Consider the following 16,321-nt stretch of genomic DNA (forward strand, 5'->3'; position numbering starts at 1 on the left):
CAGGGACGTCGTCAGTTTGATGTTTGCCGTTGATGAACAGCAATGGGAACAGAATGAGCCCTTGAAAAGACGGCCGATCATGCTCTTACGCGCCATTCTAAGAGACACAGCTGGGCGTTGGCGCGGGTTGTAGGGTATACCCGGCTGAGTGCTTCTTAGGAATGGCGTTCTTGTGCGTGGGTTGGATATCGCACTTCTGCGATGCGTCTTTTTGTGCGAGAAACCAGCAGCGATGCAACGAAGAAATTCCTGACCGTCCTAGTTAATCAATCGCTGCGCAGAATCTTTGCTTCGAGTGCAGCAGCCACGAAAGCCCTTCGAGCAGCTGGCGGATGAATTTCACCACGCAATACCTGCAGACAGGCGTTCATCGCCACCTTCCGTTTCTCGGTCTGACGATGAAGATCACGCAGCAGGATAGCGGCCGCGTCGTTAACATCGAACACCATACGCTCTGAGCCGTGGCGGGTAACCTGGATAACGACCGGCCTCTCAAATCTGCTCAAGCGGGTCATCTGTGCACCCACATGCGGCAATAGCCTTGGTCGCACTTGCTTGCCCAGCCGAACGATTCCCGCCCATTTTCGAGCAGCGCTTCCACTTTCGCCATGCATGAAATCTCGACACATTGCCCTCCTCGGCGCGCCCATCACCAGCCGCATGGCGCCGAAGCCTAAACTTGTGCTTTCCCCGTGCCCGACTTGCAGGCAGCGAGCCACTGCATTGCGGAGGTTGCATCCTCCAATATGTTGGCCCGTTTCGCAAAGCCGAAAAAGGCATTACGCGCGGCGCTCACAGGTTTTCGTCCATCGTATGCATCATAGCACGTTCTGAGGGCGGCTTCGTGGATTAGGTCCCTGCGATCTTCTGGCCATTCATTGAGGAAGTCGACAGCGTCGGCTAGACTGGCAATCTCTTGCACGATGTAAGTTGCACGCTTCACGAAAAGTGGGCTGTTGAAAGCCTCAGCGTTCATCTGTGCCTCCCGACCTGCTGAACAGCTAGGTTGCGCGAACCTCATCGACACCCGCCGACCGTCGCAAAATGTGTTGTCAGGGCGATGACAGTTCAAGAGGAAATAAGCGGCGATGTCTGCCCGAAGGCCCGCAGGGCAGCGTTTGATACACCTTCCGGCCTTTTCCGAGACGTCTTGGCTGCGCCGGCCAAGCTAAGCCAGCGCCGACCTGCACGTCGTGCTTGCTGACGAATATCGGTGCGGTGACCATTCACTCTGCCTGTATCATTCACTCTGCCTGTATAAGGAGCCGGGTCTTGCGATGTATCGCACGGGTCGCGGATCGGGATCGACACATTGTCAAACGAAAGCCGCTTGCGGCCGACATGATCTTTGTTGTTTGTGTGTTGCGGTGCCCGGAAAGGAAAAATGCCATTCGCTTCTGCGGTGGTTCAAGCTCAAGCCTCTGCGAACGAAGTAGCTGGTCTCTGATGCGTTTTTCGGACCGACCGGGGAGCCTGAGAAACAACGGCAGTCCATCACCTCGCGCCATTAGGCCAAAGACTGCACGTTGTCTCGCGCGTGGCTCGACAGTCCGACCCGAATTCCCGAATCCCGGCTGCCGCACGCTTTTGTGACGGACGCTGTTGACACATTTTCTGCAATAGCACTGAGAGCAGTCGCCTTTTTCATGCTGGTCGACATCGGCCGCTCGCTCTCCCGCCTCCGTAGACCGTATTTCATGCCAACCACGCCGATCTCCAGGCGCTCGATCCCGGTGGTGTTGTCGGAAGTCGGTACAAGATGATGCGTCGAGTTGGAATGATCTGGGATAGCGGAGCGTGACCGCCAATGGCATGACAGCGTCGAATGCATTTCAGCGCAACAGCGCGACCTGCCGTCGGCCAAACGCTTCTTCAGAAGGCGCTGGAGCGTCATGGCCGACCGGATTGCGTCGTCATCGACGGTAGCCAGAGCAATCGAGACGGGATCGTTTCCTGCAAGACCCCAAATCGCTTGCAGGATCGCTCCCGGCGCCGGCTGGAGCCGATCCGGATCCGCCGGAGCCAGTATTTGAAGGATCCAGTCGGCACCCCAAGCGCCGCGCCCGGCCGATGCTCGGCTTCAAATCGGCGGCCACCGCCACAACCATTTTATCCGGCATCGAGATGATCCACATGATGCGCAAACGACAGGCGAGGCACAGCTACAATCCAAACGCTTCGATCGCCGAGCAGTTCGAATCCTGCCGACTGATAGACCTCGCATCAGTGCCTCTCTGCGCCCCTCTTCAGCCGTTGCAACAAAAACCTGCGAGGGCGCTGATTACGCTCCTCGTCGGCGAGAAGCGCTCTGCCAGGCTCTATGAGAGAAGGCCGAGAGGGGACGCGCCGGGTTGTTGGGCGCGCCCCTCAGCCGTACCGCAATCAGCCCCTGAGACGGTTTTGCAGTGCCCGCCGATCTGCGACGAGGTTGGCGAGGTTCCGCAGGTCTGCTTGCCGTCTTCCCGCCAATCGCCTAACCAGCGCCCGTGTGCCATCCACTGCAAAGACGCCGCAATCATAACCGTTTTTCTGCTGAGCCATGCTGGCGTCTTGCAGGTTGGCGCCCAGCCGTGCTGCGAGCCGTGCTGCAGGTTCATCATTGTGTCCCCGAAGGGAGTCGTAGTGATAGGCGACCGGGCTTTCCTGATTGCGGCGATCAACCAGCAGCAGCGACCAATGGTCGCCTTCGCGAATAGCACTGGCATTGTTCACTGGCAGGAACAGGAAGTCGGCTGTATCGTTACCATTCCGATCATGGACAATGCGATGGAATGCGCGTAGCGCGTCGCTATCGGCGCCGTGGTTAAGCTGAAAGGCTATCAGAGGATCCACGAACCGCGTCCGGGAGGCGAGATCCGGATTAGTCCCACGCAACTCCTGCGCCACGAGCTCGTAATCCCGCTGAATATGATCGTCGCCGAGCCATTCTCTGGCTCCGAGCACCCGTCCGCGGTCGTGGGAAGAGGCACTCGTAGCCGAAGCACCGATCTGAGCATCTGGACCCGAGGATGGGCGAGGATGATGGATAAATTGAGCATCGCGGCGCCCTCGTGGCCCCAACGTGATAGAGTAGGTCTCACCGTTGATAGAGACAGGCTGCGGAACCATGCGCGGACTCGGCAACAGCATTTTGTTGTCCAGTACATCGAGCAGGAAGCCCGGCACCGGCTGTGAGCCATGCTGCCAATCCTCGCCGACGAGATATCCGATATCCTCGAGCTCCAGAGGCTCGCCTGATGGCCCGATGGAGAACGGCGGAGTGGCGGCCGGACCAGGCACCTGCGCTGACTGAGCGTCGTCACGCGTCTCCTGCGGTGTGGACGGCAGATCAACGAAAGAATGGAGGCCGCGGTAGATCTCTGACGACCGAGCTGTCGCCTCAGAGTCGGACGGCACTCGCGGCGACCGGGTCGAGCTCGACACAGCCGTTTCGTGTCGTCCGGCCTGCGGGCCTTCCGGCGTCGGCCACTCATTTAGGTCAAAGTCTGACGGCACCCGCGGCGACCAGGTCGAGCTCGACACAGCCGTTTCGTGTCGTCCGGCCTGCGGGCCTTCCGGCGTCGGCCACTCATTTAGGTCAAAGTCTGACGGCATCCGCGGCGACCAGGTCGAGCTCGACACACCCGTTTCGTGTCGTCCGGCCTGCGGGCCTTCCGGCGTCGGCCACTCATTTAGATCAAAGTTTGACGGCACCCGCGGCGACCAGGTCGAGCTCGACACAGCCGTTTCGTGCCGTCCGGCCTGCGGGCCTTCCGGCGTCGACCACTCACTGGGGTCAAAGTCTGACGGCACCCGCGGCGACCAGGTCGAGCTCGACACAGCCGTTTCGTGCCGTCCGGCCTGCGGGCCTTCCGGCGTCGGCCACTCATTTAGGTCAAAGTCTGACGGCACCCGCGGCGACCAGGTCGAGCTCGACACAGCCGTTTCGTGCCGTCCGGCCTGCGGGCCTTCCGGCGTCGGCCACTCACTTGGGTCAAAGCCGGACGGGACGTGCGGCGACCACGATGAGCTCGACCCGGCAAGCCGGGGTTCCCGACTCGGCTGCTCAGGGAAGGCCACACCCAGCGCTCTGTTTGCCTCGACGACTCGTAGGTACTGCCCAAGCTTCTTGAGGTTCAAGCCAGTTCTTCCTGTGGCTTTGGTGAAGTCCCGGTAATCTGCGTTCAACGACCGTTGCTGCCGTTCAGTGCCGTTGATTCGGCTTACTATGCTCTCCCTACCCGTATTTTGGAGCCAATCACTAAAGCTACGTTGGTCCGAAGCAGTATTCTGGATAGTTTTTTTTCTATTTTGGGACGCCGGGTCGGATCCGAGCTTGCTCAGCTCGTCGCTGACCAGGCCATCAATGATGCTGACGTCGTCAGTATAGGCGTTTCCTAAGTATTTTCTAAGCTTATCGAACGATGCTGTCCGATTTGTTGTTTGAACGTAGTTCTTGTAATCTGCGTCCAGCGACGCTTTCTGCCGAGAATTGCCGCTGATTCGGCTCATTATACTACCCCTGCTCTCCCTTTGGAGCCAATCGCTAAACGAACGTAGCTTGGAAGCCATGGTTGAGGCGGGGGCTTTCTTTGCGCGAGTCGCGTCGGGTCCCAGATTGGCCCAGGCTTCGTCTTGTAGGCCATCGATGGTGGGGGCGTCCTCCGGATAAGGGTGCAATATTTCGCGCCCCATCAGGCGGGGTCCGGCACCGACTGCTTGGAGCCCCTCAGCTCCGAGCCTCCGGAGGTGAGACAGTGCCGCGTCGAGCCGGTCACGATGGTCCCCCCCAATTGCGGTGTACTCCTCGATGTCGAGGGCTAGTGACTTTGGCTCGTTAAAAGCCCGAGTAGTCAGTGGACCCTTGTTCTCTTTTAGGAGCCAACGAGCAAACGCCCTAAGAGCCTGCACATTGCTCTTGATGGTAGGCGCGGGAACCCTTCCGGCCCTTCGACCGCTGCCGCCATTGTAGGCTTTGACTGCTTCCTCGAACTGTCGGATCATCCGCTTGTCCTGGGGATGCATCGGTTGGTCTTGCGTGTCCACCCACGCGGGGGCGGATATGGGATTTCCGGCCCGGAAACGCTGGAGCACGTCCAATGCTCCACCCAAATAATTCCTGCTATTGGCGCTCGCCACTTTCGCAAAGTCATCCTTTTTGGCTTTCAGCAGATCAGCGTCGCCAAGTAGCTTTTCCAGTGTCACGCCTTCGGGTTGAAGGAATTCGCTAAACATTCTGAGAGCGGTCACGTAGTTATCAATGGTTTTAGGCTTGCGGTTCTCGCGGCCCAACGCCACCTTGAGTTCTTCAATGAGGCTCAGGTCCGCATCGGACTGGCGGCTCCGCTTGGCAAAATCCATGCGAGGCTCTGAATGGATCACGTACGACACTGAGCCGCCGGACGACTTTTCGTGACGACTGCCCCCGAAGGCTTTGCCGAGCCCTGATTTAATACGAGAAAACAGTCCACGGCTCTTGCTATCCTTCGTCCGCGCCGCAAGCCGCGCTTCCGATGGTGCTGTGTAGCGCGTGCTACTGAATGGCCTGTCACGCAAGTCAGACTGCGAGGCCTTCGCAGCCGAGCCAAGGTGAACGCGAGGAATATCGACGCTGTACCGTGTACTGCTGACCGAATTGTCCAGCAGGCTGGAATGCGGCGGCATCCGCATCGAACCGCCGACGTTAGTGCGCTGGATACTTCCATGCGCCACTGCGGATCGAGTGTCGGGCGAACCAGCATCCCCGGAGCTCTCGTCAGGGGAACTGAGCTGCAAGTCGCTTAATTGCCGCTCAAAGTTCGCTTGACCGGCAGGCTTATTGTCCGACTTTTGCCTCGCCCGCTGCTGCTCTTGCAAGGCAGCGTACTGGTGCATCCAAGCGTTGGTATTGAATGGATCGTGATTGGATTCCATGCCACTCTCCCTAGATGAGATAGAACTGCCGCTTCAGATGAGATAGAACTGCCGCTTCGAAGACCTTGCGTTGAAGACCTTGCGTTGGTCAAACATCCATGTCTTAGCAGCGCTAGCTTTCGACGAGCTGACCACCTCCTACGGGGGCTTGTCGCGAAGATCCGGGTAGCCGACAATTCGCAGATCGCCATGCCGCCTTCAGACTTTGTAAACCTTGTGAAGTCCGAAGAGAGGCGCAAGCAGGTCGATTTGGTCGTCGACAGGGATACGTTGCAACGTTTTGTTACTCGCGAGCGGCAAGGCCGATCACATCACAAGACCATCCACCGCTTGACCGCTCGTTTCGCGCCCCTATTGCTGGAACGCTTCCACCGCCGCAAGCGCAGCGTGACCGGCAAATGGCATGTCGACGAGATCTCCATCAAGGTCCGTGGCCAGCGGATGTATCTCTATCGCGCCATCGACAGTGTCGGCGATACCGGCGAATTCTATTTCGGCGAGCAGCGCGACCTGCCGTCGACCAAACGCTTCTTCAGAAAGGCGCTGGAGCGTCATGGCCGACCGGACCGCGTCGACATCGACGGTAGCCAACCAATCGGGAGGCGATCGTTTCCTGCGACACCACAATCGCTTGCAGGATCGCTCCCGGCGCCGGCTGAAGCCGATCGGGATCGGCCGGAGCCAATGTTTGACGGATGTATTGGACAAGGGCCGTTCTGCTCCGATGTCCTGGGGTGCTCTCGAGCGCACGAAAAGGACAAAGCAACCACCGGTGATTCGCTCTCTTTCATTACCGATCCTGGTTCAAATTGAGATTTTTGAAATACCAAGACGGGTCATCATCGGACGAGTTTGTCTCAAAACTTGCTTCGCTGGAATTCGCCCCAATGCTTACTTCGCTATCGGCATCATACCCCTCGGCATTGGACAGATATAGAGGAGGTTTGTCAGCCCGCTGCCATTCACCGTCACTATTCTTCGCCCATTTTTCGGGATGCTGTGTAGGATCAAGTATCCACCGATTGTCACCCACGTGAACAAAACCCATTTGGTCTAGGCGGGCTTCATTTTCCGTCGCAGCAGGTCGTGACATGACCAGCGCCTGATTGCCGTCGAGCCGAAGTTGATGTTCAAGCAAAATATCGCCTGCGTTGTCGGCTAGCGGATGAGTAACCCGAAGATCTACGACGGATGTGATCCGATCTTTCCCAGGGAACTGTTCCCGCCACGATTCTCCTTCGATGCTAAATCCGCCTTCTGTTCTTAAGAGCCCAACGCTTTTTTTGCCTAGCTGATAACTAAAGTATCGCGCCTCTTCCGTATCATCGTGGGTGCCACCGCAGAGCCTTGCAACCATTACCGTGCGCGCGGCTTTTGAGGACACGAAATCCGTGTACTCTTGCGGATTGTCCGCGATTTGTTTGATTTCATCGCCGTAAAATTCCCTCACTTTCCTACCGAATGAAGACCTGTCGATCTCGACGATAGGAGGCTGGGAAACGAGCGCGTATGGCCGTGCGGGCGCTGAAGACGAACTAGCATGGAGATCAGGCGCCATGCTTGCAAGTGTTTCCCCAAAGCGATCACTGTCGTTTGACGGCGTTGTTTCGTTGGGTTCCGCGCTTGTGGATGAGCCACTGATTCGACTGTACATGGCAATTCGTCTCCCTTTTTGGCATGAATCTTTGGAAGTGAGCTTGGGGCATTGGGTTGCGCTCGAAAAGATACTCGAACGAGCTGACAGTGAGCTGATCCGCACGTAAGATTCGTGCCGCGCGGCGACGCGCTGTTTGATCTGCACGTTCTCATCCAGTTCCTGGGCCTTCAGCATCTCGCGCAGCGCATCGCGGACCGGAACAGCTTGCGGGTTGATGCTGGCGCGCTTATCGGGAATGCTGACGGCTCGATGGCGGCATCAGCCTCGGAAACTGTCTTCAGGCAGTCGAACGGCAACGACGAGATTGGTCGACCTCGCAATACGCTCTCGCGCTCGGCTATCGATCTTGTCCATGATGTCGAATACGTCATGAACACTGCGAACCCGCCCGGCTTCAAGAGATCGATCGAGCGCGATGCAGTAGTCATGAAGACGCAAACCCATCGAGCGATAGGCGCGCTCGCATCGTACCGCGCGATCGTATAAGGGCGGACCAATGGGGATCGAAACTCGCCGGCAGCTTGGTGCGGGCGAAGTCGCCGGTGAGGATGCGCGCGGCTGCCGCAGCCGGACGACGCGTGCGATCACCGGATCGAGCTCGATCCCGGTGGCACCGCGAGAGGTCCCCACCTATATCCAGCGTCGAGCAGCCCGCACCGACCGGTGCTCCGCCTCGGCAAGCGGGTGGCGTGGCTGGCCGCTAGGCACTGTGGTCAACAAGGACTTACAGAACGCAGGGGTGAGCTTGCCGCGGTGGATCACGACGTTCTCGTGACCGATCGCAGCCCGGGCGTCCTGCCACTGCCGATTGTGGCCGCGCTGTTCATTGGACTTGACGTGGCAAGCGGCGAAGTCGGCGTCATCCAGCGTCGCCAACTGCCCTGCAAATACCGGTTGCTTTGTATGGATGTGCACCCACATCGGCCTCGGCATTGCACCATTGCGCAGCGCCTTGGGCTGCAGCCTGATCTCGAACAGTGTCCCTGGCTCGTCCCTCAACGCGCGTGGTCGATCGGCAGGCGTCAACTCGTTGGCCTCCCGCAAGTGTTCAAGGTACTTTTGTGACGGAAAGGCGTAGGTCTTCATGCATTCGATCGAAGTAGAGGCCTTTTCCTCGGTCAAAGCCTTGGCCAGTCCCCGCGCTTCGGACAACATCCCCTTGAGCTGGACTGTTTTGTCGTGCACTTCGACCACTTGCGCAGGCGTGAATAGGCCGCGTCGACGAGGTTCCTCCAACGCGGCCAGACAGGCCTGCATCTCGGTGGCCTGCGTCTGCAGGCGCTCGACCACGGTGTCCACGGCGTGGTCGGAGTCCTCGGGTTTCATCTGGCGCGCTCGCGAGACGGCCCGTTGCTGACTAGCCAGATCGAACTGCAAAAGTTCGTCCAACCGCGTGAGTCGTCCCGTCAGGGCCCCCCTCGACGCCGGGGTCTGCCAGATCGCCAAATGTGCAGCCGCCGACGACGCACTTGCATGCGCCTCCGTTGCGCTCACGAGCTTCTTCGTACCTAGATCCGAGCGCACGAGAACCTTGGTTGCTGGCGCCGTGAGGCTGCCGCCGGCAGCGACTTGCGGCCGCCCGGTAGCCGAGCTGCCGGCGCCAGCGGCCTGCTTGCTCTTGCCTTTCCCCTTCCTGCGCGATGCAGAGCCTTCGGCCACTGCAGCCTTGCCGTCGGCCGGTATCGCAGCGCCAGCGTCAGCCCACGGTGTAATGACGGCTGAGGTATTCGGCTGCAGTGCCAGCAAGTGCATAACCTCGTGCGCAGTGATCCACGCGTCGTCCACGATCTGGCCCAACAGTTGCAATGGGAGGTCGGCACCTGTTCGGCCATCGCTTAGCTTGACAACGATGTCGTCTTGCAACGCCAATGCAAATTCCGAAAGCCGCTCCATGACGCCTTCCAGAACGGCACAGTGCTCTGCGTCGAGTGGGCGCCCATTGCTCTTCAGAACAGCGTCGGACGTAGAGAGGAATGCCGGAAAAACGTCACCGACGAAGGTTCCCAGCAGACGCACCCGTCCCTTCTCATCCATGAGGATGTCCCTCACGGCTGGTTCGAACGTGCTCGCCAGCGGCTCAATCTTGACCTGCGCGAGAGAGATCCGCGATTGCACCAGCGTGACCTTGTTATTCACTAGCCAGCCGGTGTGCAGCCGCAGGGCGTCCTCTTCGACCTGTCGGATCTCGGTAGTTGCACTTGGTAAGTTGACAGTGGCCGCGCAGACGGACCGCATCCGTTCGCAGCGCCATGTCTTCTTTTCCCACCACTCCATGCTGAGCACATGGGGCTGCGCTAGACTGGAAACCGATCGGCTCAGTTGGTCGCCGGTAGCGCTGGATTGGAGCCCCCTGAGCAGGGCGGTCGTACGCTCCTTGCGCTGTTCCAAGGCGTAGATAGTCGGTCTGCCCAGTTGGTCGCATTGGTCCGCCGCATCGAGCACAGTGGAGCGGACTTGACGCGCTTCATCGTCGGACAGAATGCTCCGCGCCACAGCCTGTGGCAGGCTCGCGTAGTAGTCCAGAACTGCTGAGCCTGCATTGACCACCCGATCGATCAGCTCTTGCGCCTCCTCCAGGTTCCGGGCCTTCATGGCCGCATTGCGGCAAGCCTCCAGTTCCTCCTGCAGGCCGTCCACTCGTTGCTTTGCCGCGTTGATTTCTTCACCTGTCAAGGAAATGGGGACTGCCACATCCCAGGTTGGCGGCTGGCTGGCTCCAGCCTCGGACATTGAAGGATAACCGCGGCGGCGCGCAGTGACAGCCCGCCTCGTAGTGGCTGTACGTGGGCTTCGATGTGCGCCAACGGAGGGACCGGAAGGCCCGTCGCCAAGGACATCATCGGCACCGGGCGGAACGCGAGCGAAGGATGTGCCGCTATCTTGAGGTCCAGAGCGCATCTGCTCTACGACGGAATCGAACGATTGGCTGTCTTCCCCAGGGGCGAGACTTGATTGCGAGCGTGAACTGCTCGATGCCCGTGTGCTGTCGGTTCCAGCATTGCCAATGCGCGATCTTCCGGGTCGGCCAATGCCCGTCATATTCCATCTCCGATGGTGTTGGGCTGATCTCGGTCAGCCGTGGTGTTTCAGAACTTCGGCGTATAAGTGCGATCGCCCAGATGAAACGTGGCATGAGGTGTGAAGACCAGCAGCATGGCCGTCGACCGTCGCGGTCAGCCCGGGGCCGGACGGCGCGGCCTACATCCTGGCCAAGCTCACCTTAGCAGTAGCGGCCAGGACTCGCAGCGATCGCCTCATGCCGCACGTCGACGCGATCTGGCGTCGCAGATCTTCTGGAAACATGCCAGGATCGAGCCCGTCAGACCAAACCACGAAAGCCAAAATCTGACCTGCTTTCCTTCCTCCAATTGTTGCCCAAGGCTCCTATTAGGAGGTCTAACTTTCGAGAAGCTGACGAATCCAAGAGCCAATGATGGCGACATTGATTGGCCCTATGGGCGGTGCATCCTGCGTCCGAGCATCCTGCCCGGCAGGATCAGCAGAGCTTGCGAGTACTGTGCAGGATTCACGGGTCTGAACGCGAAAGGCGACAAGGGGAGCAGCTCTCGCCCGGTTGCGAGTTCGCCTTCTCTTGCTGGTACCTTCTCTTGCCCGGCACCGCCTAAAACGCCCCTGCGGTTCAGGCCGGTGCGACCCAAACTATTGCTTTATGGTCGTCGTCCCAAAACCACTGCGGTCTTCGGCGGATATGCATTAGCCAATAAAAAACCGGCCTCAGCGTGCTTCTGATGCCGGCCATTCAGGTCTTGGGATCGTCGCACCCGATTTCCAGGGAAACCGAGTTGGTTCGATCCGACGCTGACCCGTAGTTGGAGGGCTGGGGGTTTACGAGCCGGTGCCGGACCGAACCGTCTCAGGCAACGCCGACTGTCTCGTTGGAGATTGAGGCGGCGGCGCGGCTAAATTCCGACGACAATGCGTCAAAGCATCATCAATTCCAACAGCCACTTCGCAAACGTGACTGGATGTTTCCGAAATAGCGGTGCCGGCTCTCGTAGCCGGCCTTGGTGCCGAGCGAAGGATCGAGCATGCCCGATCACGGCGGCGGGACGCAGGACGCAAACCATCCGCAATATTGATCCGTCTGCATGAGCCGGCCACGCGCGCGCCGCGACTATAGCCGTGCGCTTCGGCCAGCGCGAACTCGACCAGATCCTCAGGCCTACGAACGTATGGCAGCAGTCGTTGCAACAAATCCTTCAAAGAAATTCGTAGACTCTTTGCAACACCAACCCCCCGCGAATGGTACGCATTTCGCATGAGGGAAGTGGGGATCAAATCATGGTGCTGCATGCTCTCCGAGGGCCGAACAGCATGCATCTCGGTTTTGAAGGCAGGTCAATAAAAGCCCCCACCTTGGTTGCGGCCCAACGTGTAAACCTTGGTCCAAGAAGCTATTGGTTTCGGAAGCTGTAGCATCTTCGGAGAACGCCAAATGACGAAGTCGGCAGGACCAGAGCCGCAATTTTTGATGTGGCTTGATGCTTACCAATGATGACACTAGTCAATCGCCTGAGGACGGCAGCGCATCTTGATCGACTTCGAATCCTTGGCCTTTGCGCACACGCGAGCCTAACGGTTTGCGAGCTAGCGAAAGTTCTGGGGTTGCGGCGCGAGCTTGTTGGACGACACGTCCGGCTGCTCGCCAAGGCTGACTTTCTTTGCTGCAACGAACAACGTCGGTGGTCTTCGTACCATCTCAAAGCGGGAGGCAGGGACGGCGGGCTGGTTCAATTGTTGATTGATCTCCTGCCCCACGACGATGGCTATCATAAACGAGACCTGCAACGCCTCGAAGAGATACGAGATGCGCGGTCCAAGGGGACCGCCTGCTAGCCGTGAGATGGAACAATCCAATTGGAACGGGAAACTGCCATGGAAAATTCCGCCGCCAGTGCAAGCGCGCCGCTCGACACCTACGGACGGTCTCCCCTGGCCGCGGTTGATTCCCGCGTTCACGAAGTGCTTCTAAAACAGGTGCGGCAGGAGCGGACGACGCTCAAACTCATCGCATCGGAGAACTTTGCCTCCTCGGCGGTGCTGGAAGCGACCGGCTCGATTTTCACCAACAAATACGCTGAAGGGTACCCTGGTGCGCGCTATTACACGGGAAACGAGATCGTCGATGAGCTGGAGAACCTCGCTATCGAGCGCTTGAAGGCGCTATTCGGCTGTGAGCACGCTAACGTCCAGCCTTATTCCGGCTCGCCGGCCAACCAGGCCATCTATCGAGCACTTTTGAGCCCCGGGGATAAGGTCATGGGCTTGCCCCTCCCCGAGGGAGGCCATCTCACGCATGGTTGGTCGGTCAACTTCTCCGGCAGTGATTATCAACGCGTCCCCTATGGCCTGCACGAAAACACGCAGCAAATTGATTATGACCGCTTGCGCGACACGGCCAACCGGGAACGGCCGAAACTCATTTGGGTCGGCGCAACTGCTTATCCGCGTGTCTTTGACTACGCGGCAATGGCCGAGATCGCTTTGGAGGTGAACTCCTATCTGGCGGCCGACATCGCACACATCAGTGGCCTGATTGTCGCCGGAGGCCACCCGAATCCTGTCGGCCATTGCGACGTCGTCGGCAGCACGTCCCACAAGTCGATACGCGGTCCGCGCGGCGGGTTCATTTTGTCAAGGAATGAAGACCGCCATCAGGCGCTCCATCATCCGAAGAACCAACACAATCTCGCCAAACGCATAGATCGCGCGGTGTTCCCTCTCCTGCAAGGCGGGCCCCATATCAATATCATCGCCGGGCTAGCTGTCGCTTTGGAGGAAGCCTCGCACCCGGCCTTACGTGTCTACGGTCAGCAGATCGTCAAGAATGCCAAGGCTCTGGCCCAGGCGCTTCTGGAGCGAGGTTATGAGCTGGTCACCGGCGGGACCGATAATCACATGCTGATCCTTGATCTTCGGGATCGACCATTGTCAGGCAAAGCCTATGCCGAGCGACTGGCAAAGGCGGGCATCATTACGAACTTCAATATGGTGCCGGGCGACCCGCGAGACCCGGCGGTCACAAGCGGTATCCGCTTAGGCACACCAGCAGTGACGTCCAAGGGCATGCGCCAGGGAGAAATGGTGCAGATCGCCGCTTTCATCGACCTGATCTGCCGCGAGCCCGCCGACCCAGATGTTCATGCCTCGGTGCGAAAAGACGTTGCCGACTTCTGCGCTGCCTTCGATGTCCCTGGTATCACCGACCGGTAAGACGGCCGAATCCAGCGCATTCCCATACAACTCCAGCACCCAGAAGCGAGGGCATTCCATGACCAGGCAATTCGTGTTCACTTCCGAATCCGTCGGCGCGGGACATCCAGATAAGATGGCCGACAACATCTCGGATTCCATCCTCGATGCAATCCTGCGTAACGACCCCAAGGCGCGCGTGGCCTGTGAAGCATTGGTCAAGACAGGAATGGTCGTTCTGGCTGGCGAGATCACCAGCAGTGCGCAGATCGATTACAGCCAAGTTGCCCGCGATACGATACTCGATATTGGATACGACGACGATGCCATCGGCTTTGATGGTCGGCGTTGCGCCGTCGTTCTGGCTCTCACCGAGCAGTCGCCCGACATTAGCCAGGGCGTTGACAAGGGTCGAGGACAGGATCTCGAGCAGGGGGCGGGGGATCAGGGCCTCATGTTCGGGTACGCATGCAACGAGACCGATACATTGATGCCTTTGCCGATCCAACTCGCTCACCATTTGACGAAAAGGCAGGCAGAGGTCCGGAAAACGGGACAGCTTAGCTGGTTGCGTCCGGACGTAAAATCTCAAGTGTCCGTGCGCTATGAAGGTTTGCACCCGGTGGCGCTGGATACCATAGTCCTGTCGACGCAGCATGACGAGGTGGTCTCACAAGAAACAGTAAGAGAAGGCGTCATTGAGGAGATCATAAAGCCGGTTTTGCCGCCCCACCTGGATACGACGGGGCTCAGGTTCCTGGTCAATCCAACGGGCCGGTTCGTGATTGGTGGGCCGCGCGGCGACTGCGGGCTCACCGGACGCAAGATCATCGTCGATTCCTACGGCGGGATGGGGCGCCACGGCGGCGGCGCCTTTTCGGGCAAGGACCCATCCAAGGTTGACCGGTCGGCTGCCTATGCGGCGCGGTACGTTGCGAAGAATATCGTAGCTAGCGGACTTGCGCAGGTGTGCGAGGTGCAGCTTGCCTACGCCATCGGCGTGGCCTCGCCGGTGTCTATTCACGTCAACACCTTCGGGACCGCAAGGATCGATGAAAAGCGGATCGAGCGCCTTATTCCCGAGTTATTCGATCTCCAACCGAAAGGCATTATCAAGATGCTTAATCTCCTACGTCCGATATACCGCAAGACCGCGACGTACGGGCACTTCGGCCGTGAAGAGCCCGAGTTCACCTGGGAGAGGACGGACAGAGCCGACGACTTGCTGCGTGAGGCAGGACCCGCAGCAGCTTGAGGGCGACGCTGGATCAAGCGCATGCGGCACCCATTCCAACTCGCTAGACCCGCGCCCGGCCGGCGTGGCAGAAAGCCGGCTGGTTGTTGGCGGAGACATTGATGCCGGACTATGACGTGCTTTGCATCGGCAATGCCATTGTCGACATCATCGCCCAGTGCGACGAGGAATTCCTCGAGACCAACGGCATCATCAAGGGCGCGATGAACCTGATCGATACGCAGCGCGCCGAACTGCTCTACAGCCGCATGGGCCCGGCGATCGAGGCCTCCGGTGGCAGCGCCGGCAACACGGCGGCGGGCATCGCCAGCTTCGGCGGCCGCGCCGCCTTCTTCGGCAAGGTGTCGAACGACCCGCTCGGCGAGATCTACACCCATGACATCCAGGCCCAGGGCGTCGCCTTCGATACCAAACCGCTCGAGGGCGAGCCGCCGACGGCACGTTCGATGATCTTCGTCACGCCGGACGGCGAGCGCTCGATGAACACCTATCTCGGCGCCTGCGTCGAGCTCGGCCCGGAGGATGTCGAGGCCGACAAGGCATCGGGCGCCAAGGTCACTTATTTCGAGGGCTATCTGTGGGACCCGCCGCGCGCCAAGGAAGCGATCCGGCAGACGGCGAAGCTGGCGCACACGGCAGGCCGCGAAGTGTCGATGACGCTTTCGGATTCGTTCTGCGTCGACCGCTACCGTGACGAATTCCTCGACCTGATGCGATCGGGCACCGTCGATATCGTCTTTGCCAACAGCCACGAGATCAAATCGCTCTACCAGACATCGTCGTTCGACGAAGCGCTGGCGCAGATCCGCAAGGATTGCAGGATCGCCGCCGTTACCCGTTCGGAAAAAGGCTCCGTCATCGTGCGCGGCGACGAGACCGTGGTCATCAGGGCGACGACGATCAGGGAACTGGTCGATACGACCGGCGCCGGCGACCTCTATGCCGCCGGCTTCCTTTACGGCTACACCACCGGGCGCAGCCTCAAGGATTGCGGCGATCTCGGCTCGCTGGCGGCCGAGTTGGTGATCCAGCAGATCGGTCCGCGACCGCGGCAGAATTTGCGCCGGCAGGCCGAGCAGGCGAGCTTGCTTTAGGTGGACATTTCAAAGAGGAGCTGCCTGCTTCGTCCTTGAGCAGGCTCGCCCGCCGTGAATGAAATGCCCAAACGCAAGTGACTACTCCTCAAGTGTTTAGCAGGCTAAGCTTCTCTCCCAACGCGGCTATCGATGCCATGACGACAGATAGCAGCTTCTTCAGTTCCACATCCCTCCGAGGCGCACGATCCCCTGACACCATCTTCCGTC

9 protein-coding genes and 3 pseudogenes are annotated in these 16,321 nt (G+C 59.3%); 5 read left to right on the plus strand and 7 right to left on the minus strand.

The window, feature by feature from the left end:
• Positions 1-266: 266 nt before the first annotated feature.
• On the minus strand, positions 267-515 hold the full coding sequence (locus D3227_RS30935; protein WP_120017997.1) for a DUF982 domain-containing protein: 249 nt from the start codon (positions 513-515) through the stop codon (positions 267-269).
• Positions 516-673: 158 nt separating this feature from the next.
• A complete protein-coding gene (locus D3227_RS30940; protein WP_120018018.1) occupies positions 674-976 on the minus strand; it encodes a DUF982 domain-containing protein in 303 nt (100 codons plus the stop codon).
• 838 nt (positions 977-1,814) lie between these two features.
• On the opposite strand from D3227_RS30940, the pseudogene D3227_RS44460 reads away from it, so the two are divergent.
• A pseudogene (locus D3227_RS44460) lies at positions 1,815-2,199 on the plus strand (DDE-type integrase/transposase/recombinase); the annotation flags it as partial.
• Between the two features lie 183 nt (positions 2,200-2,382).
• On the opposite strand, the gene D3227_RS30950 reads toward D3227_RS44460, so the two are convergent.
• The gene (locus D3227_RS30950) at positions 2,383-5,892 is read right to left on the minus strand and encodes a Ulp1 family isopeptidase (protein WP_245451939.1); all 3,510 of its coding nucleotides are present in this window, start codon (positions 5,890-5,892) and stop codon (positions 2,383-2,385) included.
• 312 nt (positions 5,893-6,204) lie between these two features.
• On the opposite strand from D3227_RS30950, the pseudogene D3227_RS30955 reads away from it, so the two are divergent.
• Positions 6,205-6,601, plus strand: a pseudogene (locus D3227_RS30955) (DDE-type integrase/transposase/recombinase); the annotation flags it as partial.
• 81 nt (positions 6,602-6,682) lie between these two features.
• On the opposite strand, the gene D3227_RS30960 reads toward D3227_RS30955, so the two are convergent.
• The 4 genes and pseudogenes from D3227_RS30960 to D3227_RS44120 all read right to left on the minus strand — a co-directional run bounded on the left by D3227_RS30960 (position 6,683) and on the right by D3227_RS44120 (position 12,343).
• The gene (locus tag D3227_RS30960; RefSeq protein ID WP_245451945.1) at positions 6,683-7,450 is read right to left on the minus strand and encodes a host specificity protein; all 768 of its coding nucleotides are present in this window, start codon (positions 7,448-7,450) and stop codon (positions 6,683-6,685) included.
• 363 nt (positions 7,451-7,813) lie between these two features.
• Positions 7,814-8,158: pseudogene (locus tag D3227_RS43080) on the minus strand (class I SAM-dependent methyltransferase); the annotation flags it as partial.
• A 21-nt stretch (positions 8,159-8,179) separates the two neighbouring features.
• The gene (locus D3227_RS30970) at positions 8,180-10,588 is read right to left on the minus strand and encodes a hypothetical protein (RefSeq protein WP_425374570.1); all 2,409 of its coding nucleotides are present in this window, start codon (positions 10,586-10,588) and stop codon (positions 8,180-8,182) included.
• 1,569 nt (positions 10,589-12,157) lie between these two features.
• Complete coding sequence (locus D3227_RS44120) at positions 12,158-12,343, minus strand: hypothetical protein (protein ID WP_342634022.1); 186 nt, start codon at positions 12,341-12,343, stop codon at positions 12,158-12,160.
• 102 nt (positions 12,344-12,445) lie between these two features.
• Here D3227_RS44120 and D3227_RS30980 point away from each other — a divergent pair, with 102 nt between their 5' ends.
• The 3 genes from D3227_RS30980 to D3227_RS30990 all read left to right on the plus strand — a co-directional run bounded on the left by D3227_RS30980 (position 12,446) and on the right by D3227_RS30990 (position 16,111).
• Positions 12,446-13,783, plus strand: a complete 1,338-nt coding sequence (locus D3227_RS30980; protein ID WP_120017999.1) for a serine hydroxymethyltransferase — start codon at positions 12,446-12,448, stop codon at positions 13,781-13,783.
• Positions 13,784-13,841: 58 nt separating this feature from the next.
• On the plus strand, positions 13,842-15,017 hold the full coding sequence (gene metK, locus D3227_RS30985; protein WP_120018000.1) for a methionine adenosyltransferase: 1,176 nt from the start codon (positions 13,842-13,844) through the stop codon (positions 15,015-15,017).
• Positions 15,018-15,118: 101 nt separating this feature from the next.
• A complete protein-coding gene (locus D3227_RS30990; protein ID WP_120018001.1) occupies positions 15,119-16,111 on the plus strand; it encodes an adenosine kinase in 993 nt (330 codons plus the stop codon).
• Positions 16,112-16,321: the final 210 nt, after the last annotated feature.

The sequence above is a fragment of the Mesorhizobium waimense genome (assembly GCF_003601975.1).
Lineage (GTDB): Bacteria > Pseudomonadota > Alphaproteobacteria > Rhizobiales > Rhizobiaceae > Mesorhizobium > Mesorhizobium waimense.

Bases quoted from the DNA above. Each gene is read 5' to 3' on its own strand.
- D3227_RS30935 (WP_120017997.1), bottom strand. From the start codon at position 515: ATGACCCGCTTGAGCAGATTTGAGAGGCCGGTCGTTATCCAGGTTACC.
- D3227_RS30940 (WP_120018018.1), bottom strand. From the start codon at position 976: ATGAACGCTGAGGCTTTCAACAGCCCACTTTTCGTGAAGCGTGCAACT.
- D3227_RS30950 (WP_245451939.1), bottom strand. From the start codon at position 5,892: ATGGAATCCAATCACGATCCATTCAATACCAACGCTTGGATGCACCAG.
- D3227_RS30960 (WP_245451945.1), bottom strand. From the start codon at position 7,450: ATGGCGCCTGATCTCCATGCTAGTTCGTCTTCAGCGCCCGCACGGCCA.
- D3227_RS30970 (WP_425374570.1), bottom strand. From the start codon at position 10,588: ATGACGGGCATTGGCCGACCCGGAAGATCGCGCATTGGCAATGCTGGA.
- D3227_RS44120 (WP_342634022.1), bottom strand. From the start codon at position 12,343: ATGATAGCCATCGTCGTGGGGCAGGAGATCAATCAACAATTGAACCAG.
- D3227_RS30980 (WP_120017999.1), top strand. From the start codon at position 12,446: ATGGAAAATTCCGCCGCCAGTGCAAGCGCGCCGCTCGACACCTACGGA.
- metK (WP_120018000.1), top strand. From the start codon at position 13,842: ATGACCAGGCAATTCGTGTTCACTTCCGAATCCGTCGGCGCGGGACAT.
- D3227_RS30990 (WP_120018001.1), top strand. From the start codon at position 15,119: ATGCCGGACTATGACGTGCTTTGCATCGGCAATGCCATTGTCGACATC.